The sequence below is a fragment of the Pseudoalteromonas mucoides genome, from assembly GCF_049257175.1.
Classification (GTDB): Bacteria; Pseudomonadota; Gammaproteobacteria; order Enterobacterales; family Alteromonadaceae; genus Pseudoalteromonas.
The window spans coordinates 163,365-184,708 of sequence record NZ_JBMMUC010000006.1 but is presented as its reverse complement, the minus strand read 5'-3'; the positions used below and the strand labels follow the sequence as shown (position 1 = coordinate 184,708).

Annotated in this window: 15 protein-coding genes and 1 pseudogene; 7 read left to right on the top strand and 9 right to left on the bottom strand. The window is 40.9% G+C overall.

Annotated features, from left to right (window positions below; all coding sequences use genetic code 11):
- The first annotated feature begins 59 nt into the window (after positions 1-59).
- The gene (gene chrA / locus AAEU30_RS09040; RefSeq protein ID WP_421960214.1) at positions 60-1,211 is read left to right on the top strand and encodes a chromate efflux transporter; all 1,152 of its coding nucleotides are present in this window, start codon (positions 60-62) and stop codon (positions 1,209-1,211) included.
- Here the strand turns inward: chrA and AAEU30_RS09035 are convergent.
- The 4 genes from AAEU30_RS09035 to speA are packed head-to-tail and all read right to left on the bottom strand — an operon-like array spanning position 1,171 to position 6,154.
- The gene (locus tag AAEU30_RS09035) at positions 1,171-2,382 is read right to left on the bottom strand and encodes a mechanosensitive ion channel family protein (protein ID WP_421960242.1); all 1,212 of its coding nucleotides are present in this window, start codon (positions 2,380-2,382) and stop codon (positions 1,171-1,173) included. The two genes, chrA and AAEU30_RS09035, sit on opposite strands and share 41 nt — an antisense overlap.
- A 47-nt stretch (positions 2,383-2,429) precedes the next feature.
- On the bottom strand, positions 2,430-3,353 hold the full coding sequence (gene yihG, locus AAEU30_RS09030; protein WP_421960213.1) for a 1-acylglycerol-3-phosphate O-acyltransferase, YihG family: 924 nt from the start codon (positions 3,351-3,353) through the stop codon (positions 2,430-2,432).
- 19 nt (positions 3,354-3,372) lie between these two features.
- Complete coding sequence (yihG, locus tag AAEU30_RS09025) at positions 3,373-4,251, bottom strand: 1-acylglycerol-3-phosphate O-acyltransferase, YihG family (RefSeq protein WP_421960212.1); 879 nt, start codon at positions 4,249-4,251, stop codon at positions 3,373-3,375.
- A 25-nt stretch (positions 4,252-4,276) separates the two neighbouring features.
- Positions 4,277-6,154: a biosynthetic arginine decarboxylase gene (gene speA, locus AAEU30_RS09020; RefSeq protein ID WP_421960211.1), complete on the bottom strand. Its 1,878-nt coding sequence runs from the start codon at positions 6,152-6,154 to the stop codon at positions 4,277-4,279.
- A gap of 202 nt (positions 6,155-6,356) precedes the next feature.
- Between speA and speE the strand changes: the two genes are divergently transcribed.
- Complete coding sequence (speE, locus tag AAEU30_RS09015) at positions 6,357-7,220, top strand: polyamine aminopropyltransferase (protein ID WP_421960210.1); 864 nt, start codon at positions 6,357-6,359, stop codon at positions 7,218-7,220.
- 54 nt (positions 7,221-7,274) lie between these two features.
- Here the strand turns inward: speE and AAEU30_RS09010 are convergent, their stop codons facing one another.
- Positions 7,275-8,495 (bottom strand): hypothetical protein, encoded by a 1,221-nt coding sequence (locus tag AAEU30_RS09010; RefSeq protein ID WP_421960209.1) that lies wholly within the window; start codon positions 8,493-8,495, stop codon positions 7,275-7,277.
- Entirely contained in the window at positions 8,485-9,108 is a 624-nt protein-coding gene (locus AAEU30_RS09005) for a methylamine utilization protein (protein WP_421960208.1), read from the bottom strand. The genes AAEU30_RS09010 and AAEU30_RS09005 overlap by 11 nt, the downstream gene beginning before the upstream one ends.
- A 182-nt stretch (positions 9,109-9,290) precedes the next feature.
- Between AAEU30_RS09005 and AAEU30_RS09000 the strand changes: the two genes are divergently transcribed.
- From AAEU30_RS09000 to AAEU30_RS08985, 4 genes are all read left to right on the top strand, one after another.
- Entirely contained in the window at positions 9,291-11,336 is a 2,046-nt protein-coding gene (locus tag AAEU30_RS09000; protein ID WP_421960207.1) for a glycoside hydrolase family 97 protein, read from the top strand.
- A gap of 280 nt (positions 11,337-11,616) precedes the next feature.
- On the top strand, positions 11,617-13,023 hold the full coding sequence (locus AAEU30_RS08995; RefSeq protein ID WP_421960206.1) for a hypothetical protein: 1,407 nt from the start codon (positions 11,617-11,619) through the stop codon (positions 13,021-13,023).
- Between the two features lie 68 nt (positions 13,024-13,091).
- Positions 13,092-16,097, top strand: a complete 3,006-nt coding sequence (locus tag AAEU30_RS08990; protein WP_421960205.1) for a LodA/GoxA family CTQ-dependent oxidase — start codon at positions 13,092-13,094, stop codon at positions 16,095-16,097.
- Positions 16,098-16,101: 4 nt separating this feature from the next.
- Positions 16,102-17,268 (top strand): NAD(P)/FAD-dependent oxidoreductase, encoded by a 1,167-nt coding sequence (locus AAEU30_RS08985; RefSeq protein ID WP_421960204.1) that lies wholly within the window; start codon positions 16,102-16,104, stop codon positions 17,266-17,268.
- Here AAEU30_RS08985 and envZ read toward each other — a convergent pair.
- Both envZ and ompR read right to left on the bottom strand, forming a co-directional pair.
- On the bottom strand, positions 17,265-18,569 hold the full coding sequence (gene envZ, locus AAEU30_RS08980; RefSeq protein ID WP_421960203.1) for a two-component system sensor histidine kinase EnvZ: 1,305 nt from the start codon (positions 18,567-18,569) through the stop codon (positions 17,265-17,267). The two genes, AAEU30_RS08985 and envZ, sit on opposite strands and share 4 nt — an antisense overlap.
- A 6-nt stretch (positions 18,570-18,575) precedes the next feature.
- Positions 18,576-19,295 (bottom strand): osmolarity response regulator transcription factor OmpR, encoded by a 720-nt coding sequence (gene ompR / locus AAEU30_RS08975; RefSeq protein WP_087532542.1) that lies wholly within the window; start codon positions 19,293-19,295, stop codon positions 18,576-18,578.
- Between the two features lie 188 nt (positions 19,296-19,483).
- Between ompR and AAEU30_RS08970 the strand changes: the two are divergent.
- Positions 19,484-19,624: pseudogene (locus AAEU30_RS08970) on the top strand (transcription elongation factor GreB); the annotation flags it as partial.
- Between the two features lie 95 nt (positions 19,625-19,719).
- On the opposite strand, the gene AAEU30_RS08965 reads toward AAEU30_RS08970, so the two are convergent.
- Entirely contained in the window at positions 19,720-21,006 is a 1,287-nt protein-coding gene (locus AAEU30_RS08965) for a hypothetical protein (RefSeq protein ID WP_165724145.1), read from the bottom strand.
- Between the last annotated feature and the right edge of the window lie 338 nt (positions 21,007-21,344).

Sequence of the window (21,344 nt, the reverse complement as noted above, 5' to 3'; positions counted from 1 at the left end):
ATTGTCACTAAAATTTGTCATAATGAAATATAAAGGCAATAAAAGGATAATCAAACGCTATGTGGCTCGCTATTTTTAAACAGTTTTTTTTACTTGGTTGCATGAGTTTTGGTGGCCCTGCAGCACACCTTGGGTATTTTAAACGCCACTTTGTCGATAACCTTAAGTGGTTAAACACCCAGCTTTATGCACAGTTAATTAGTTTAAGCCAAGCATTACCAGGGCCTGGCTCAAGCCAAGTAGGGTTTGCCATCGGTGTTGAGCGTGGTGGCTTATTAGGTGGAATCGCAGCTTTTATAGGCTTTACGCTGCCATCATTATTGATCATGATACTACTTGCTATCAGTGCTCACCAATTTGATGCCATTTACTTTGCTATTATCGCCGGGTTAAAGCTGTTTGCAGTCGTTATTGTTGCTGATGCAACACTTAGTATGGCAAAAAGTTTTTGCACCAGCTGGGTATTAAAAGCATTGGCCGCTTCAAGCACTTTGTTGCTCATTGTAATACCCAACCTTGCCAGTCAAATAGCTGTATTATTTGTAGCTGCAAGTATTGGCGCTATTTGGCCAATGTTAAACTTAACTAATAACAATGAACCGCAATCAGTAACCAAGGCAGGCGTTAACTGGCTTGCTTTGCTGCTATTTGCCTTACTGCTGATAATAAGCTTTTTGCCCTTGACTGAAAGCGCCGCGTTATTTGCGCCATTTTATCAAGCTGGCGCTATGGTGTTTGGTGGTGGGCACGTTGTACTGCCAATACTTCAAGCTGGTTTACCCACACTCAATACCGAGCAATTTTTAACAGCCTATGCTAGCGCCCAAGCAGTGCCTGGACCAATGTTTACGATAGCAAGTTATTTAGGGGCACAGTTTGAGGGTATTCAGCCCGTAGTAGGTGCATTAATTGCCACGACATTAATTTTTTTACCGGGGCTATTACTGATGTTTGCCCTACAGGGTAGTTGGTTGCAGTTAGCCCAGCACCCTCGTTTTGCAAGCAGTATTGCTGCACTTAACGCTGCTGTTGTGGGCTTTCTTGCTGCGGCACTATACTCACCAATTTGGACTTCAGCAGTTCACAACGTTTGGCATATAGCGCTGGTAATCGCCGCTTTTGCATGGCTAAGGTTGGCCAAGCCACCTATATGGTGGCTATTAATTGGCTTTATTCTGATGGGTCTTGGGCAGTATCATTTGCAACTTTAACGGTCGGTTTAGTCCCCGCAACACCATTTATCGCAGGGCTAAACTGCCCTGTCACACTTTGATAAGGACGTAAATCAAACAGCGGTAATACCGCAAGTAGATGATCCATTATTTCAGCTTGTAAATGTTCGAATGATATCCATCGCTTGTCTTGACTAAAACAGTAGAACTCAATGGGTAAACCATGATTTAGTGGCTGTAACTCACGCACCATTAAGGTTAATGAGGTGTTTATTTTGTCATGTTGCTTTAAATAGCCTTCAGCATAACGACGAAACAAGCCTAAATTTGATACCGGATCAGGCAAACTATTCATTTTAATATAGTCTTTTAGGGCGATTGTTTGACCAATAGTTTTTGTAAGTTCATCATCAGCTAAGCGAATACTATTCATATCAATATTAAGGGAGCGTTTTATACGTCGACCGCCAGACTCTTGCATACCACGCCAGTTTTTAAAAGAGCCAGCTACCAACATGTAAGTTGGGATAGTCGTAATTGTATTATCCCAATTACGTACTTTTACTGTGTTTAAGCCTAAGTCGATGACTTCACCGTCTGCGCCGTAATTATCAACTTGAATCCAATCTCCGTAGGTCACTAAACGATTTGCGGCTATTTGGATACTCGCAACAAAACCTAGAATGGTGTCTTTAAATACCAATAAAGTAACCGCAGCAATAGCACCAAAGCCAGACAAAATATAAGTAGGCGACTTTTCAAGTAAAATACTAACAATTAAGATTGCGCAAATTATAAAAGTGATCAGCTTAACAACTTGAATCAACCCTTGTATTGGTACTTCACGAGCAAATTCAAGTTGGTTATAAATTGCCCCAGCAATACTCACTATACTGCTAATGATAAAACCAACATGAATGATCAACAGGGTTTGACCTATGGTTTTAAATACTTCGGCGGCAAATTCACCAACAGGATAAACACTATCAAATGTAGCCAAAAAAAATACACAGCACAGCATGCCTGCAAAGCGACGATTAAGCTTTGTAAGTAATGGCGAGAGGGAGCCTATTCGCTCAGGTGAGAGTTTAGTAACCACAGCTTGAATGCCCGGTAACATTAAGCGCCGAGTAAATAAATACACAATCAGTAATGTACATACTCCAATCGCAGTAGCTGCTAGCGAGCCGAAGAGTTCAGCATCCGGCATCCCCTCAAACCAAGGTGTAACAAGTTGTTGTAGGCGTGTAGGTGTTGTCACGGTAGTTCAATCTCCTTATCTTGGATAATTACAATTTCAGAGCCCTGCTCTGCGTAAGCAATTGCCAGTTCACTATCTTTATTTAACCATAACTGATTAATCGACTCTTGGAAACGCGCTCTAAACTGACTATCTTGCTGGTAGTTACCTAATAGCTCAGGGCTAACAGGCACTAAAGTAACATTAACAGTCACTTTATTTAAGCGCCCACTTAAAAAGCTACCACAAATATGATTACTCTGTGCTTGATATACCAGCGTGGTATTGAGAATGGCATCAAATTGCTCGCCTAGAACTTCAAGCGCAAATGCGACGCCACCGGCTTTAGGCTTTAATAAATGCTTGAATGGGCTTTGCTGTGTTTGGTGCTTTGCATTTGTAAAACGCGTGCCTTCAACAAAGTTAATTATAGTGGTTGGATGACTGCGAAAATTACGGCAACTATGCTTAGTGCGTGCAACATCAAGGCCTTTTAGTGCAGGATTTTTAGCGAGCTGAGCTTTACTAACACGCTTCATAAATGGCATACCCATAGCCCAAGCGCCTGAGCCAATAAGCGGCACATACTTAAGCTCATCTTTTAAAAAGAACTTAGGAGCAGGTAATACATCAATGGCACTAAGCACTACAATATCGAGCCAACTAAAATGATTCGATATCAGCAAGTACCAACCAAGTTTATTTACATCACCATTAATAACTGTTGTGATTTGCGCGTTGCTCAATTTTAACCCGAGCCGGTTACCACTACACCAACCTTGATACGCACTATGTAACAAGTTACTTACCCACGCCATGGGCAATACTAGTTTTATTAAGCCCAGTACTAAAACAACACAGCCCCACAGTAAGGTATTACTAAAAAGTACAACCCCCACAATTAGGCCATTCAGCCATTTTGGAATAACACTATTTAGCATGTGCACTCACTATTAATGATCACTTAGCTTGTTGCTCAAGCTTTACTAATTGCTGCTCTTTCTCATGCCACAAACGGTTTAACTCTGATTGAAAGCCAACTCTAAACTCAGAATCCCCGGTGTAATCGCCTATTAACTCTTGGCTTACAGGTAACACTTCAACGTGCACGTTGATGTTTTTAACTCGACCACTGGCAAAATCAACAAAAGTAGGTATGCCATCAGGGTAATGAATTGTTACATTCACCACTTTAGATATTTGCTCTCCCATCGCTTGCATTACAAAAGCAATACCGCCCGCTTTTGGTTTTAATAAATGCGGGAATGGGCTATTTTGGCGTTGATGCTTTGCCTGAGTAAAACGCGTACCTTCAACAAAATTAACAATACTCACTGGCATTTCTTTAAACTTTTCACACGCTTTACGGGTTGTTTCTAAGTCTTTACCACGCAGTTTAGGATTCTTTTTAAGTTGGCTTTTACTGGTGCGGGTCATAAATGGGAAGTCTAAAGCCCACCAAGCTAAGCCAAGAATCGGCACATAGATAAGCTCTTTTTTCAAAAAGAAATTCAAAAACGGAATTTTACGATTTAATAAGCGCTGTAAAACTAAAATGTCGACCCAGCTTTGATGATTAGCAATAATCAAATACCAGTCTTTGAGTTTAACTTGCTCAAGGCCCGTTACATTAAGCTGATAAGGTGTAAATATATTTTGATTTAATGAGTTGCAGCTCACCCACATAGAGGCGCACTTTTTAGCCGCCCAACTCATCGCTTTTTGCAATGGTTTAATTGGCAGTAATTTAATTAAGCCAAAAAGAAAGATTGGTATAAACCAAATTACCGTATTTAAGGTGTAAAAGAAAATACTAAACACACAGCGAATCATCGACATTACTACTTAATTCCTTTCATCAAATTTAATCTTCAAAATACGTGTAACCAGCAAGTCCTGCATTTAGCTCTACTAAATACTGTGCTTTTTCGCTATCACTGATACTTAATTTTGCGACAGTTGATGCAAAGTTCTCGGCTAAAATTTCGCTATCATAGTCTACAAACTTTAATACATCCTTAACGCTATCACCCTTTATCGCATTTGTTAGTTGATAGCCTTGTTCGTTCAACTCAACATGTACCGAATCAGTGTCGCCAAATAAGTTATGTAAGTCACCTAAAATTTCTTGGTATGCACCCACCATAAACATAGCAACATGATATTGCTGCCCCGGAATATATTGCGGTATTGGTAAGCTTGTTTCAATTCCAGCACCTTCAACATATTCACGAATTTGCCCATCTGAATCACATGTTATATCTTGGATAATCGCGCGTTGCGTTAGAGGCTTGTCTAAATTCTCAATTGGCATTACTGGGAATAACTGCTGAATACCCCATACATCGGGTAGCGACTGAAACAATGAAAAATTAACGAATAGCTTGTCGGCCAGTTTTTCATTTAAATCATCAAGCACTTCACGGTGGGCTCTTGCATTACTTAATGACGCTCGCACACGGTGCAATATCGTAAAGTAAAGTTGCTCTATTTTAGCCCATTCCAACATGCTGACTAAACCGTGTACGTACTGATCATGCGCTTCACTAAATAAATGCATCGCATCGTGATAAATTTCGAGCGCCATACGCGGATTCAAACGCTGTAAACATTGCCACATTTCATCAAGCACTAATACACTGTTAGGTTCGGGTGCGCTTGGGTTCAAATGATTTGGCGCTTGTTCAACATCAATAACATCAGTAATTAATACCGCATGGTGCGCAGTAAGCGCACGACCTGACTCTGTAATAATGGCTGGATGTGGTAAATCATGCTGTTCACACACTTCCGCGAACGCATTCACAACATTGCGAGCATACTCATCTACTGTGTAGTTCATTGAACAGGCACTGCGTGAACCAGAACCTTCATAATCAACGCCGAGTCCACCACCCACATCAACGGTGTTTAATGGCACACCTAACTGGGTTAACTCAGCAAAATGGCGCGAACATTCGCGTAAAGCCCGATGAATATCACGAATATTGGCAATCTGAGAACCGATATGAAAGTGCACCATTTGCATTAAATGCAACTTATTATGTTGTTTAAGTACTTCAACCGCACTAAGCACCTGCCCTGCAGTTAAACCAAACTTGCCTTTTTCGCCGCCGGTATTTTGCCATTTCCCCTTACCCACAGAATTTAAGCGAATACGAATACCAATAGCCGGTTCAATGCCTAAATCATCTATTTCAGCTAGTAAGGTGGTCAGTTCTGATAGCTTTTCAACAACCACTTTAACCTTGTGGCCCATCGCTTGACCAATACAGGCTAGGCGTAAGAATTCGCTATCTTTATAGCCATTACAAACAATAGTGATAGGTGATGTTGCCACTCCTAAAATAGCCATTAACTCTGGTTTTGAGCCAGCTTCAAGACCCACTAATCCACTTGGATGAGCTAACAACTTACTCACGACTGAACGCTGCTGGTTTACTTTTATTGGATAAACACAGGTGTATTGACCATGATAATCGCGTGCATCGCGGGCTTTGCAAAAAGCACTGGTGAGTGTATCAACTCGGTTTTGCAAAATATCAGTAAAGCGCACTAACACAGGCAGTGTTAGACCTTGTTTTTTAAACTGCTCAGTTAAATCAGTTAATGAAATAGCCGCTTTGCTTTGATCGCCATCAGGATAAGCCACCAGCTCGCCTTGGCTATTTATATCAAAGTAACCATCACTCCAATGAGCAACGTTATAGGTAGCGCGTGCTGTGTCTAAACCCCAAGTCATGGCAAATTCTTCTTTAGTTGGCAAATACGTGTTTAATCACGCATTTTAATACGTCATAACTCGCTAAGCTAACAAAAATTAACCTTTAAGCCAAAGCTAGGATAAAATATTCGCTATACTGATAAAATTTCATTGAGCAAAACGCCAACCACTGGCAGAATTGCCCCTTTTTCATACTCAACTCAAAAGTGTAGCTAGCGACATGGCAAATTTAGATCAAAGCAAATGGTTTACCGAAATAAGCGAACGTGACGGCAGTGCGTTTTCTCTACGCATTAATAAAAAATTAGACGAAAAACAGTCTCCTTTTCAAAAAGTCGAAATGTTCGAAACCACAGATTTTGGTAACTTAATGATTATTGATGGCTGCACTATGGTAAGTAGTCGTGAGAACTTTTTTTACCATGAAATGATCAGCCACCCTGCACTATTGGCTCACCCGAACCCTAAGAATGTTGTGATCATCGGCGGTGGTGACTGCGGTACTTTACGCGAAGTACTAAAACACCCAAGTGTTGAGGCGGTAACACAAATTGATATTGATGAAGTCGTTACGCAAATGTCGCTAAAGTACTTCCCGGAGTTATGTGAAGCAAATCAAGACTCACGTGCAACGGTGATGTTTGATGACGGTATTAAATACATGCGCGAACTACCAAGTGATTCTATCGATGTAGTGATTGTTGATGGTACTGATCCTGTCGGTCCTGGTGAAGGCTTGTTCAACCATGCTTTTTATACTAGTTGTTTAAACGCCCTTCGCCCTGGCGGTATTATGGTGCAACAAAGTGAATCTCCACTCATGCACATGCCGCTACTAGTCGAGATGCGCGATGCCATGACAGACGTAGGCTTTAAAGATTTGCAAACTCTGCCTTTTCCACAACCTATTTACCCAAGCGGTTTATGGTCTGTGACACTAGCACGTAAAGATGAAGCATTTGCAGGCTTTAGAGAAGATGCTGCTAGTGAGCTTGCTCAAGGTACTGAATACTATAACAGTGGTATTCACCACGGCGCATTAGCTACACCTAATTTTATGAAACGTGCCTTTGATAAAAAATAAGGTGTCTTAAAAAAGTAAGGGGCTCCAAGAATCCCTTACTTTTTTCATGCGGGTCTAAAAGCGCCATTGGGCATTTAGACTAATTTGCTGCTGGGAAATTTTTTCTGCGATACCCATAGCGGCACGATTATCGGCTTGGCTATGTAATGCAGATCCTTCAATACCTAACTGCCATTGTGGTGAAAGCTGATAACGCCAAGTTGCTGTAATCCCTTCGCCATAACTAGCATTTGGATCAAAGGCCCAATCGTCTTTATCTGTTACTTCAAAATAGTCATAACGAATAGATAGCCTATGAGATGCCATTTTATGGCTCAATAAAACAAAGTGGCTATAAAAACGGTTATCTACACCTCGTGTATCTCCCATCGCCGTACTACCAGACATAACCTGAGTAATTAAACGTGTTTTAGCATTGAATTTATATAACCATGCAGCGCTTGAAAAACGTGTATCCCACGCGTATTGCCCAGTACTGTAGTTAACAGCCGCTGGGTCACCATTATTATCATAGTAATAGAATCGAAATTGCGACTTTTTTAAATAATCCCAATGCACACCGGCATAATAACCAAAGCGGCCATCAACCTCTTCAAACGGCAAAACTTGATTAGCTTGAAATTGCAGTTGAGGCGTATCAAGCGATGCAACAGCGGCAAATGCAACCCCCTCATTCAGTGTTGTTTGGCGGTCATGCATCGCAAACCCACGCCAAGCTAAAAGCGTACCTGCGGGGTCATTACCTTTAAATGTAGCGCCAACAAAGGCAAAGCTATGCTTACTATTAAAACTGCGACCAGGGCGTTTAATTGTTGCTTCTACGCCCAAAGTACGCACTTCCTCGCCAATCCATGAGTTTATCGCAGAATTCGTGTAATTGTAGGGAGATATCCAGCCCATATCAGGGTTTTCTAGTGACAATAAAGGGTAAAAACCTCCAGCGCGAACATGCCATTTATATTTGCTGTTTGTTAGGGGTTTATACTGTAAATACGCTTGGCTGAGCCCGAGCGTTGGTTCAGAATCTTGGTAGGCGTTAATCACCCCATGCGCAGACCAACCACTTGTTATATCGGCTCTAAAATCGATTAACCCTTGCGTAAGTACAATACCGTCGGTATCAGTATCGTAGCGATAAAGCCCTACACCACCTTCTTGCCAAGTAGCGTGGGAATCGCCTTTTATTGCACCTACTTGCAATAAACCTTTTACTTGCGCAGTGGCATTTGACACAACAGCCAAAAGAGCAAAACCGATTAAGACTCTAATATTCATCAAATTCATCTACACCAATTGCAATACGTGGAGTTACTTTTTGTTTTAATTGATAGTTGAAATCTGTATCGCTAACTTTAACGGTTTGCGACTCTGTTGAGCTAATATCGCCAAACCCTTCGTGCCATACAGTGAGTGTATATTCACCGGCAGGTACATCAAAAGAAAACTGACCTTGCTCGTTTGTTATGCCATAAAATGGGCTATCAACAACCACTATGTAACCAAGCATCCAATCATGGATATTACAGCCAAGCTCAACAACCCCTGTTTGATCAAAGGTGATCGGCGCTTGGGGTTGTTCACGATAAAGCTTTAATTCAAACGACTTACTTTTAGAAAACGAATAAACGTGATGCATGATCGAATCTAAATTAGGAAATTCGACCTTAGCATTTTGCTCAACCACCAGCACATGTGGAGTGAACTGACGATCTTTTTGCGCCATGGTAAATGACTGGTTAGCTACAGCTGTATTCTCTAACGGTTTCAGTGGCGTTAACCACACCACTGCATGTTCTACAGCTTGCTGATTTAAATCAGATATTGCTACCGTGGCTGCATAGCTTTTAACAGCGCTCAACGCTAAAAGAATAAAGGTAAGGAGTTTCATATTATCTATTCTAATTATTTTATATAACAGTATAGACCTATTTTATTGATACTTTATTACTTAATTTGAAAAATTTATTGCGTTGAATACGTATGTAGCCACCTCGTAAATGCTACCCCCTCGCTTTATGCTAACTAATCTGAACTCTGGATAATTAACCAGTTAGACATAAAGGACACACAATGCGATTACCTTTACTACTGCTAGCGCTTTTATCAAGCAGTGGCTTCGCTAAAGAAGCCACTGTTGAATCACCAAACAAAAAAATCAAAATAACCATTTCAGATCATAATACGGCACCTCATTATTCAATCAGCTTTAACAATAAAAATGTTATTGAAAACTCATCCCTAGGATTTGAGTTCAAACAGCAAGCAGCATTTGATGAAGGTTTCACAATCACTAACATTGCCAGTAAACAGGTAAATGAACAATGGCAGCAACCATGGGGTGAGCGACAAACGGTTTTTGATCAGCATAATGAAGTTGCAGTTACTTTTAGCAAACCAGCTCCTCATGGCGGTACCTACACCGTGCGCTTTAGAGCATTTGATAGCGGTGTCGGGTTTCGTTACGAAGTACCGAAACAAACTGGTTTTGAACAGATCGAGATAACCAAAGAGCTCACCGAGTTTGCAATAACCGCCGCAGATAAAGCAACAGCTTGGTGGATCCCTGCCCGCGGCTGGAATCGCTACGAATATGTTTACAACACCACACCATTACAAGATGCTGCTCTTGTACACACCCCTTTCACATTTAAAAATGCCGATGGTGTTCATATTAGTATTCATGAAGCAGCATTGGTTGATTATGCCGGTATGGTTCTCAATCAACGTCGCCCTGGTACATTACAAGCTGATCTAACACCTTGGTCTGACGGCATCGCAGTGAAAAAAAGCGGCGCATTTAATACTCCATGGCGTACGGTACAAATTGGCGAACAAGCCATTGATTTGATTAATTCAGATATAATTTTAAACCTAAATGAACCAAACAAATTAGGCGATGTATCTTGGGTCAAACCAGGTAAATATGTGGGTATTTGGTGGGGAATGCATATCAATGAAACCACCTGGGGCAGCGGTGAAAAACACGGCGCTACCACAGCAAACACTAAGTACTACATGGATTTTGCAGCTAAATACGGCTTTGATGGGGTACTCGTGGAAGGCTGGAATATTGGTTGGGACGGTGATTGGTTTTTCAATGGCGATGTATTTAGCTTTACCAAACCTTATGATGATTTTGATATCGCCGAACTGACTCGTTACGGTAAACAAAGAGGTGTGCAGCTTATAGGCCATCACGAAACCTCTGGTAACGTTACAAACTACCGTAATCAAATGGAAGATGCTTATGCGCTGTATGAAAAATCCAACGTTAGCCAAGTAAAGACTGGCTACGTCGCAGATGGCGGTAACATCAAACGCATTGACGAAAATGGTATTGTTCGAAAAGAATGGCACGACGGTCAATTTATGGTTAACGAATACCTACACAGTATAAAGCTGGCCGCTAAACATAAACTCAGCATAAATACCCATGAGCCGATTAAAGACACCGGCCTGCGCCGAACCTACCCTAACTGGATAGCTCGTGAAGGTGCTCGAGGCCAAGAGTTTAATGCATGGGGCACGCCACCTAATCCACCAGAACATATTCCGATGCTTGCCTTCACTCGTATGTTAGCGGGCCCTATAGATTTTACCCCGGGCATATTTGATATGGGTTTTAATGGTTTAGGCGCTGATACTAACCGTCCGCAAACAACCCTAGCTAAGCAACTGGCTTTGTATGTAGTGATGTATAGCCCTATTCAAATGGCTGCTGACTTACCGCGTAATTACTTAGCAAAACCGGATGCGTTTAAATTTATTCAAGACGTGCCGACTGATTGGCAACAAAGTATCGCATTGGCAGGTGAAGTTGGCGACTACGTGGTGTTTGCACGTAAAGAGCGCAAACGCGACAACTATTCTGGTAATGACTGGTACTTAGGCGCAGTCACCGATGAGCAAGCTCGTACAATAGATATTAAGCTCGACTTTTTAGAAACAGGAACCGCATTCGAAGCACAAATTTATAGAGATGGTGACAACGCACAATGGGAAAACAACCCCTACGACATCAAGATTGAACAACGCATTGTTACAGCGAAAGATACATTATCGCTAAAGTTAGCGACTAGTGGTGGCACAGCCATTAGGTTTAAAGCCTTGCAATAACAAACTTAAATAATCTGTGAGCGTGAGCATTACCATTACTCACGCTTACTCATTTCATAGTTAATACTAAGTTAATAGTTATTCCTTATTAAAACCGAGCGACAACACCACAATTATTAATCCCCCCTCTAATAAAGCACTTAACTTGATTGACCCAAATACTGAATAACTCGTTATTAGCTATTTGCTGCAATGTCGTGTAATAGATTTAATACCTGTAGTGACCTACTTTGAACTAATAAAAATGATTAGCTCAATTAGCAACTGTAGGAACATAATAATGAAACGTTTTCAGCCAGTTAAAACCGCCGCAGTGGTATTGCTCTGCTTAAGCTCGTTCACCACTCATGCAACGGGAAAATCTGCAGCTCAATATGCTACACAAGCAAACTGCATTGCTCAAGCACAGTGGTTTAAGTCTCCAGTTAAACCCCCAAAAGAAGGCAAAGACAGTCCGTTTGCATGGGTAGATGGACAAGATCAATCTACCAACTGTAATTTTCATCAGTGGTCTTGGCAAAAATTTCTGTATTTAACTCAAATAGATAAAAAAACCAAACAACTAGTCATGTTTGGTGGTGATTACATACAAGTAAATAACGAAATGATGCCTTACCTTGAGCCCTGGAATGATTTACTCAACCCAGCAGGCCTAAAATTAAGCGCCCAGTTAATTTTAGAAGATACCACTCAAGCAGGTAGTAGTCATGGCAAACTCTTTACAAAATATGGTGATAAACCAGCTTATTATTCAATACATATAAACCGTGAATTTATCAAGTCAGCAGCTAAAACGCCTATCACTAGCAGTGATCAATTTGCTGTTGGCTCGGTTGAATTAAAGGTTGCTTGGCTGGAAGTCGAGCAATTACGACCCCTTTATTCTGAGCAAGAAATAGATGAGCAGTTTTATACACACCAAGCATTGATCAAAGCCGACAATAAAACCATACGTAGCAGCAAAGTTGCATTAATTGGCATGCATGTTGTTGGCGTGGTAGAAAATCACCCAGAATTTATTTGGGCCACTTTTGAGCATCAAGCGTCAACACCAGATTATTATGGCTCAACGAGTGCGTTTAAAAAGGTCGATACCGATTACGATGCAAATAAAGTGGTAAGCGATAGTGATAATTTTATTTTCTATCGAAAAAACACCACCGCAGGAGATGCTCACCTGAGCTATCCTTCAGCTGAAAGCACCACCAATACATTTAGACTTTACCAATTTGGCGTACCTAACGGCGCCCCCTATGTCCACCTTGCAACAGCAGCTCAGCAAAGCCAAGATGCGGAGAACTTCAATAATATTCAGCAACTAAACCATAGTGTTTATAAAGGGCTAGCTGCGCAGGATAGCCATTGGCAGCATTATTTTTATGCCGGTAGTGTTTGGTTAAGTACTCAGGATTATCAGTTTAGTAACGGCATTAGCGGCAATATTGTCCCACCTAACGCTAACGACAAGTTACGTGGTTCACTTGCACTGGCCAATATAACGCTAGAAACCTACACCCAAACCTATGGCGATCCAAATCAAACCACTAACTATTCAACCAATAATTGCTTTGCGTGTCACGGTATCAGTGCAGGTAAGTCAACCATGGCCGTTAGCCATATTTTTAATAACTTTGAAAAATTAGTCAGTAGCAATCAACAGCTCAATGTGCAAACAAAAAAACCGTGATCAACGAACGAAAATAGGTTTTCAGCTCAAACTATCGAGAGCCCCTAAATTGTATAAGGAATAAAGTGATGACTAAAAAAACAACAAAGAATGAAAACGCCTCTATAACTGCTAACAATGTACCGTGTTGGTCAAATGATAAAGATGTTGAATTGGCTTGCCAACGATTAACCGAAATGTTTGTCGGCCTAGGGCAAGTACCCACTATTGACAAAGGACAACACCCGGCTCAACGGGCAGTATTTAGAAAGCAACATGGTATTGCATATGGTAAATTGGAAATTAACTCAGACATTGCTCAACAGTTTAAAGTTGGTATTTTTGCAGGCAAAGAATATGAATGTGCGGTGCGCTTTTCAAGTGATACCCAGCCAGCTTCGCCAGATTTACACAGTACATTGGGACTGGCAATAAAGCTATTTAAAGTGGAAGGCCCTAAGTTGATTGGTGAAGGTGAAACTGCTGATTTTATTTTTCAAAACATGAATCGTTTTTTCACCAAAAATGCGCAACAAATGTGCCAATTTACAACAGCAGGCGTAATTGACAAAAACTATGATGCCTACTTAAATAATCCTGAAAACAAACAAACAGCTGATATTCTTGAGGCAATGCAAAAAGTAGAAGCCAGTTGTTTAAGCGCAAAATATTGGGCTATATTACCTTTCAAGTTAGGCGATAAGCAAATTGTAAAATATCGCTTAGTCCCCGAGGATAGTGAGCTTGGGGCACCTAGTGTAGATAACAACTATCTTGCCCTAGATTTACAGCGTCGTTTACGTCAAAGCTCAGCCACATTTCGGTTTGAAGTACAGCTAAGAAGTAATCCCAAAACAATGCCTTTAGATGATGCTCAGGCGCTATGGAGCACAAAGGAAAGCCCCTATATATGTATCGCACGACTGCATTTAGCTCAGCAGAATATTACCGCTATAGGGCAAGCTGAGTTAGGAAGTAACCTTTCTTTTAACATTTGGCGCACATTAGCCGCTCACGAACCTTTAGGTAGTATCGCACTCGCTCGAAAATCAGCTTATGCAGCCAGCGCTCACGCTCGTCATTGCGCTAATGGCCAACAATTACAAGAACCTAAACAACTGAGCGATTTCAATCCGCAGCAGAATCAAGATTCTGACTCTGAATGCATAGTTTACGCAGGTATTTACCCGCCGATTGGAGTCATGCGCGTAGGCAATAGCAAAACAGAATACTTTATCGGCCCACAACAGCCACAGCCAATAGCACACAGCGATGAAAACAGTTATCGAGATAAAACCGGCGCACTAAAACGCCAAGCTGCTGAATTTAGAATATACGGTTTTAATGCAGCAGGGAAAGCCATAAAAGAACTAACCCTCGATAATGCAGACATTACTTGGCATGCTGAATTAGCAAATCAAAAAGCCTCCTGGTACGAGTTTCAAATTGCCTTGGATATCCCTGAAGCCGCGGATGCACCACCATCGTTACTACGTAATAACAATGTAGCTGATCGTAGTAAATTACTAATCAACGGTGGTAAACACAGTTTAAGCCGTAAAAATGTTAAATCTAAGCATGAATTTATCGGCCACTTTATGGATCAAGAAGTCTACTTAGGTGAAATGCGCAGCGATCAAAAAGGCCGTTTAATTATGCTTGGTGGCCACGGTGTTTCACGTAATATCAACGGTGATATTGCTATTACTTTTGCCAATAATGAAGGTTGGTATGATGATACTTCTGATGGTCCTATTACCGCTGAAGTTGAATATCAAGGTGTCGCATTACGAGTTGAACCCGCTTGGGTAATTTGCGCGCCACCAGATTATGCACCAATGCAAAAATCAGTGCGAACAATGTGGGATTTAATGCGTGACGTTGCTGTGGATGCCGGCATGTTAGCAAGACCACAGCGCCCACCTTTTTGTAATGACATTCAACCCATCTTTAACAGAATGACTGACTTGCAATGGGTTAATGATGGTTTTGCAGGTGCATTTGGTTGGGGTGGGCAATTTAATTACACCAGCGAAGAGTGGCTAACAAAGCTCAGCGACCCCTCGCCTGCGTATCAAGAGTTACGTCGCACTTTGAGCAACAACTTTCGTAGGTTTGATGTGCCTGGTGCTCAAGCCCCACAACTATGGCCTTGGCTGTACGGTGATGCTATAAGCATTCCTCCAACAGGTTCTGTACGTCAGCATGCAACCTTATCTAATTTACAATTGAGCTTTTTAGAACAATGGGTTAAAGGTGATTTTATAAATGATTTCACACCAAAGTCGCCCTGCCCTGCACACGCGAACGTGCCAACTATTGACGATTACCATGTGTCCGAACAACCAGAATTATTAACCCGCGGTGCGATGGAGTTTTGCCTTGCCGACGCATTTCATCCTGGCTGTGAAATGACTTGGCCAATGCGCACCGCAGGTATGTATATGTCGCCATTTCGATTAAAGCATGCCACAGCTGATTTACAAAGTGATCGATATTATTATGGCCCCGTCATGAACAGTGATGTTTATACCTTAGCGCAAGGGCCTTTATTTGGTGGTCAAGTTGCAGGAGGTATTACCCGCTGGATGGCTGTTCCTTGGCAAACAGATACCGCGAGTTGTAGAGATGGTTATAGTTCTGAGTATGATCCATTTTTACCAACATTTTGGCCTGCTCGAGTGCCAAATCAAATTATGAGCCAGTTCCGTTATCAACAAGTGCTTGATACCTCATTATCTGACAGTACTCGTCAACAGGCTTTCGCTTATCGAACTGACTGGCTTGATGATTTACCTTTACATGGCAATCCCGCCACTTATACAAACCAAATCAATAGTATGATAGATAACTTTGCTGAACTTGCTATTGTCCAGCCTCATATCGGCGTAATAGGAGATACACAATTTCCCAGCGCGATGCAGGTTGGTATATTGCCGCACAACCAGCAAAGTGAAGGGTTAGTCAACTTGGCTAGTAAAGCTATGCATCATACTAAAGCAAGCCTCAGCGCTGAACACTCCTCACATCGCAGACAAACGAACTTAGGCGTGACTGAAAAAGCGAACCGCTTCCATCGTATCAAGGGGCGCTAAGAATATGCCATTGCACGAGCATCCCCAGCGGCAAGCAGATGTTGTGATCATCGGGGCTGGTGTCGCTGGATGTATAGCGGCACTCGCTTTATGTGATACGTATCATGTTATATTAATTGATAAAGTAACAGCGCCAGAAGAACGTATTGGCGAATGTTTAGCTCCTGCTGCTAGGCGTATTTTACAGCAATTAGGTTTACTTGCTGAGTTTGAAAGTCAACTGACCAGTAGCTCAAGTGCCGCAAACCATTTGCACAATGTTGGTATGAAAATAAGCTGGGGCCAAGAAGCAACCCATATTGCTGACAATTTAAATAACCCTGACGGAAGTGGTTGGCGGTTAGATAGGCAAGCTTTTGAGGTCTTTTTACGCGCACAAGCACAACGGCGTGGCGTAACGTGTATTTGGCCAGCTAAACTCAATAATAGCCATTACAACAACCGGATGTGGCAAATCTCTTTAGCTACAGCTGATACACAACCAAATATCAATATTGCAGCACAATTTGTGATTGATGCATCAGGGCGCCAAGCACATTTCGCTAAAAAGTACACTACACGTATACAAACGGATCGGCTGATTTCTTGCTGGGCCACCATGCCTGATATTGCCCAAAACAAACTTGGTAGTATTTGTGCAACTAACAATGGCTGGTGGTATAGCGCTCCTCTGCCAAGACAACGGCGTGTCATTGCATTTCAGACAGACTCTGATTTAATTACTAAGGGGCTGCACAGAAATGTACAGTTATTTATTAAGCACGCGCAATGTCAGCAGCAGCTCGCCTCATTATTGGTTGATAATGAAAGTGCACTGAATTTACAGGGAATCGTTAGTGCCAACTCAACTCGCTTAAAAATCTTCAGCGGACAACAATGGGCTGCATTAGGTGATGCAGCCATCAGCTTCGATCCATTATCATCGCAAGGAATTTTTAATGCGATGGCTAGCTCTATGCAGCTAGCAAAGTTAATTAACGAATCGCAGATTATTAAATTTATTGGTAACGATACTCAACAGTTTTTCAACAAAACATATCAGCGACAAATTGAGCTAATCTGGCAACAATATTTATATCACCAACACTACTTTTATAGCCAAGAGCAGCGCTGGTCAAACCATGTTTTTTGGCGTCGGCGTCAATTACAAAATGAATTACTATATAGCTAGCTTTGCTTTAATAACAAATAAATTTGCGCACTCAAGCCGCCTTCTGGCCGGTTTACTAATTTTACTTTTCCGTCGTGCATATCAATAATTCGTTTGATAATAGCTAAACCAAGCCCGCTGCCTTCACTGCCTCGGGCTGCATCGCCTTGTTTAAATGGCTCAAACACTGTTTCAAGCTCACTTTCTGGAATACCCGGGCCCTGATCATTTACCATTACAATGGCATACTTTTTATCGTTGCTTAGCGCGGTTTCAACCTCTATATCGTCATCAGAGTAACGAATAGCATTTTCAATCATATTGGTCACTACGCGCTTTATTGCCACCATACTTAACGGTACGTTATCGAGGTTTGGGTTCTCTATAAAACGAATATTACGCTGATGCTTTTGCTCAGAATGCACCACTTCAGAGACAATCGCATTTAAGTCTTCGTGCGCAAGCTCTTCACGTTTATGATGGCGTAAATATTCAATGAATTGGTCGATAATGGCATTCATGTCTTCGATATCGTAGATGATCCCTTCACGCAGGTAATCTTCTTCTGCCGACATCATTTCGGTCGCAAGGCGAATACGTGTAAGGGGTGTGCGTAAATCGTGTGACACACCAGCCATCAGTAACCGTCGGTCATTTTCAAGTGCAGCAATACCTCGAGACATTTGATTGAATGCTCGTGTTACCTCTATGACTTCAGTGGAGCCATGCTCTTCCAGTTTGGTAGAGAAATCCCCTACTCCAACTTTAACAGCCGCTTGCTGCAATGCTTTTAATGGCCGATTTAAATGACGGGCAAATAACCAGCCACCTAAAACGCTCAAGAAGCCAATGCTCGATAAATAGAAGGTTAAAAACTCTAAGTTGTTATCTTTAAATCCTGTGAGGGGTACTTTTACCCAAAAACCAGGTGCTTGCGGTGCTTCGACCCAGTAAATCAACGGCCCTATTTGGCTAATACGCACGCGAGCAGAACCATTTAATTGCTCCGACATACTGCGCGATAGCATTGGGTACTCTCGTGTTTGGCCAAGCCCTTGAGACATAGCTTGGCGCTGGGTCATTACTTCGATACCTGTAATTTCGAAAAACTTAGCAGATACTTCATCGCTAATTTCTACACCATCTTCCCAATCAATAAACACTGTTTTCACTTGTTTGGCGAGGATGAGGTTTACTTGTTCAATGGTGGGCTTTACCACGTAAAGGCTCACAGTGATGTATGATACAACTTGGTTGATCAGCAATAATGCTGCCACCAAAAACACTGTTTGGCCAAATGCACTTTTGGGAAACATACTCATAAACGGTTATTTTTCACCGTCAGGAACAAATACATAACCTAGGCCCCAGACTGTCTGTATATAACGTGGGTTGGCTGCATCGTCCTCAATCATACGACGCAGGCGCGAAACTTGTACGTCAATACTACGCTCTAGAGCACTGTAATCACGGCCTCGGGCTAAGTTCATTAACTTATCGCGGCTAAGCGGTTCACGAGGGTGAGTCACTAACGACTTTAATACCGCAAATTCCCCACTGGTCAATGACATGGTTTTATCACCTTGGGTCATTTCTCGCGTAGCGAGATTCAACGAAAACTCACCAAATGTGATCTCGTTTTCTTCTGCTGCGGGCGCACCAGGTACTTCTTTAGAGCGGCGGCGTAAAATAGCTTTAATACGCGCCAGTAATTCACGTGGGTTAAATGGTTTAGGGATATAATCATCTGCACCGAGCTCTAAACCAATGATACGGTCAACTTCATCACCTTTCGCGGTCAGCATAACAATGGGGATTTCGTTTTCTTTTTGGCGTAAACGCTGGCAAATAGATAAGCCATCTTCACCTGGCAGCATTAAGTCGAGCACCATTAAGTGAAAGTTTTCACGCTCTAATAACCTATCCATTTGTTCAGAGTTTGCAGCGCTGCGTACAATAAACCCTTGCTCAACCAAGTAACGCTCTAATAAGCTGCGCAATCGCATATCATCATCGACGACTAATACTTTTGTGGTTTCGTGTCCCATAACATTCATTCTTGTTGTTTTTGACTTGTTAATAGTTAATATAAATGAAAACTAAGCTAATAAAAAATGAATTGATTAATTAGATTGTTACACAACATTTCAAACATGCTAACTGGCGTAAAATCTACTCGACAAGATAAGTGGTTTTTTATACCTTGCCACTGCATTCAACAACAGAGCAAACAACAGTGAAAACAAATTTAATTACCCGAGAGGGCTATTTACAACTACAACAAGAGCACGACCACCTTTGGAATGTAAAGCGCCCTGAAGTTACTAAAATTGTTAGTTGGGCAGCAAGTTTAGGGGACCGTTCTGAGAATGCTGATAACTTTTTATAACCCCAGAAAACATACTATGCATACAAAGTTCACATTAAAAACAACAACTTATAAATAGTACACGTACTATTTTAATGTACTCTTCAACTTAGTAAAGATGGAACATTAAACTCAATTGTTGCACCTGATATCCAGGAGTCCAAAACCTCCTCATTTGTTAAATGAAACCAGTTAAAGCAATCTTCATTAAATTCCCTACAAAAAAAAGCCTCCATTTCTGATACTCTAATATTTTCAGGCAATCTACGAGTGTAAACAGCAGAGTAATTCTTTCTTTTTATTAAGTCTAAATACTCTTCTATTCTCTTTGTTAAAAGTTTATCAGATATGTAACTGGGGATATTTCTGTTATATAAATATGCACTTAAATTTCTTGCTTCTTTGTATACAACATAGCTAATAATCGGTAATGAATAATTTTTGGCAAGGTACTGTAAAAGATTCCCAAAACGGAGTGATTTTTGCACTGTAACTTTAAAGTCACAACAAGCGTCTTCTATAATCAACAGGATGTTGTATATCCTATTTTTTTCCAATAGTTCTTGAATCTCCTCTACATCATTCTTACTAACTTTGCGAGCGCAAATATCATCATATAACCTCTTAGTTAATTCGCTAACTGAGCTATATTCCTCAGAGTAGCGTAAGTACAATCCAAAGGAGTTGATGAATGAAGTCGAATAAGTTGGCAATTCAGATAAAATATTATCTTCGCGAATAAATAGATGCAAACAAGCGCCTAGAAAAGATCTTATAGATTCACGACCTTGAGCTTGAGCCTCCCTAAAGTCATGCTCAGTGATGCGGACTAAAAAACCTTTGGAAATTAAGCTTTTCATCATTCTTTTTTCTGCTTCTTCGCAACCGAGAGTTTCTGAATGAGCATCGTAATGATGCTTAATCGGCGCCTTATTGCCATCATTAAACCGTGTAAGTAGAAGAAATAAATATAGTTTTTCGATATATGTTAAACAAGAAATTGTACTTTCAGACTTTAGCCTCTGCTCAATATACTCACCTAACTTTTCTATTGTTAATTTTCCATCTTTTAAATAGCACTCAACAAGGCAACTTTTACACACATATCGCTCAGACTCAAACTGCTCAATGCACTCTTTACGAGTAGAAAATAGTTTTTTTTTATTGCAGCTATCGCAGTTAAATGCTGAATGAACATTGGTACAGCTACTTTTACTTTTTATTATTGACAAAGGCTTATCTAGTTTGCTTTTAAATTCTTTAAATACATTTTGAGCATTATTTGCAAATTTAATATTCTCACCTTTCTCTAATTCCCAAAATTGATTTATTAGTTCAACTTCAGCTTCACTAACCGCTTGTTCATAACAAATATAAGCGTAATTTTTCATTTTTTTCCAGACAAAGAAAGCCTAAAGAATTGGCTTCAATTAGTTTATTAGTAATTTATTACTATTCTAAATGTAAAACACCTAAATTCAAACAAAGTTAACAATATACATTTTTACTTTCATTTTTATAAACTAAGACTGAACTATTACATCTATAACTTGCTTTTATGCTATGGCTGGGTGCAACAGTATTCCCTATTACAGCAAATTAAGTAGAGAATGATATGGGTATCATGATGTGTCTGGATTTAAACGAAAATGTTTAATTAGTCATTAGAAATTCGATAAACAAAATAACGTAAGTGCATAGCTAAATGAATTTAAAAAATTCCTGAGGA

What these genes read in the sequence shown, in the direction of transcription:
- chrA (WP_421960214.1), top strand. Translation starts at nt 60, where the DNA reads ATGTGGCTCGCTATTTTTAAACAGTTTTTTTTACTTGGTTGCATGAGT.
- AAEU30_RS09035 (WP_421960242.1), bottom strand. Translation starts at nt 2,382, where the DNA reads ATGCCGGATGCTGAACTCTTCGGCTCGCTAGCAGCTACTGCGATTGGA.
- yihG (WP_421960213.1), bottom strand. Translation starts at nt 3,353, where the DNA reads ATGCTAAATAGTGTTATTCCAAAATGGCTGAATGGCCTAATTGTGGGG.
- yihG (WP_421960212.1), bottom strand. Translation starts at nt 4,251, where the DNA reads ATGTCGATGATTCGCTGTGTGTTTAGTATTTTCTTTTACACCTTAAAT.
- speA (WP_421960211.1), bottom strand. Translation starts at nt 6,154, where the DNA reads ATGACTTGGGGTTTAGACACAGCACGCGCTACCTATAACGTTGCTCAT.
- speE (WP_421960210.1), top strand. Translation starts at nt 6,357, where the DNA reads ATGGCAAATTTAGATCAAAGCAAATGGTTTACCGAAATAAGCGAACGT.
- AAEU30_RS09010 (WP_421960209.1), bottom strand. Translation starts at nt 8,495, where the DNA reads ATGAATATTAGAGTCTTAATCGGTTTTGCTCTTTTGGCTGTTGTGTCA.
- AAEU30_RS09005 (WP_421960208.1), bottom strand. Translation starts at nt 9,108, where the DNA reads ATGAAACTCCTTACCTTTATTCTTTTAGCGTTGAGCGCTGTTAAAAGC.
- AAEU30_RS09000 (WP_421960207.1), top strand. Translation starts at nt 9,291, where the DNA reads ATGCGATTACCTTTACTACTGCTAGCGCTTTTATCAAGCAGTGGCTTC.
- AAEU30_RS08995 (WP_421960206.1), top strand. Translation starts at nt 11,617, where the DNA reads ATGAAACGTTTTCAGCCAGTTAAAACCGCCGCAGTGGTATTGCTCTGC.
- AAEU30_RS08990 (WP_421960205.1), top strand. Translation starts at nt 13,092, where the DNA reads ATGACTAAAAAAACAACAAAGAATGAAAACGCCTCTATAACTGCTAAC.
- AAEU30_RS08985 (WP_421960204.1), top strand. Translation starts at nt 16,102, where the DNA reads ATGCCATTGCACGAGCATCCCCAGCGGCAAGCAGATGTTGTGATCATC.
- envZ (WP_421960203.1), bottom strand. Translation starts at nt 18,569, where the DNA reads ATGAGTATGTTTCCCAAAAGTGCATTTGGCCAAACAGTGTTTTTGGTG.
- ompR (WP_087532542.1), bottom strand. Translation starts at nt 19,295, where the DNA reads ATGGGACACGAAACCACAAAAGTATTAGTCGTCGATGATGATATGCGA.
- AAEU30_RS08965 (WP_165724145.1), bottom strand. Translation starts at nt 21,006, where the DNA reads ATGAAAAATTACGCTTATATTTGTTATGAACAAGCGGTTAGTGAAGCT.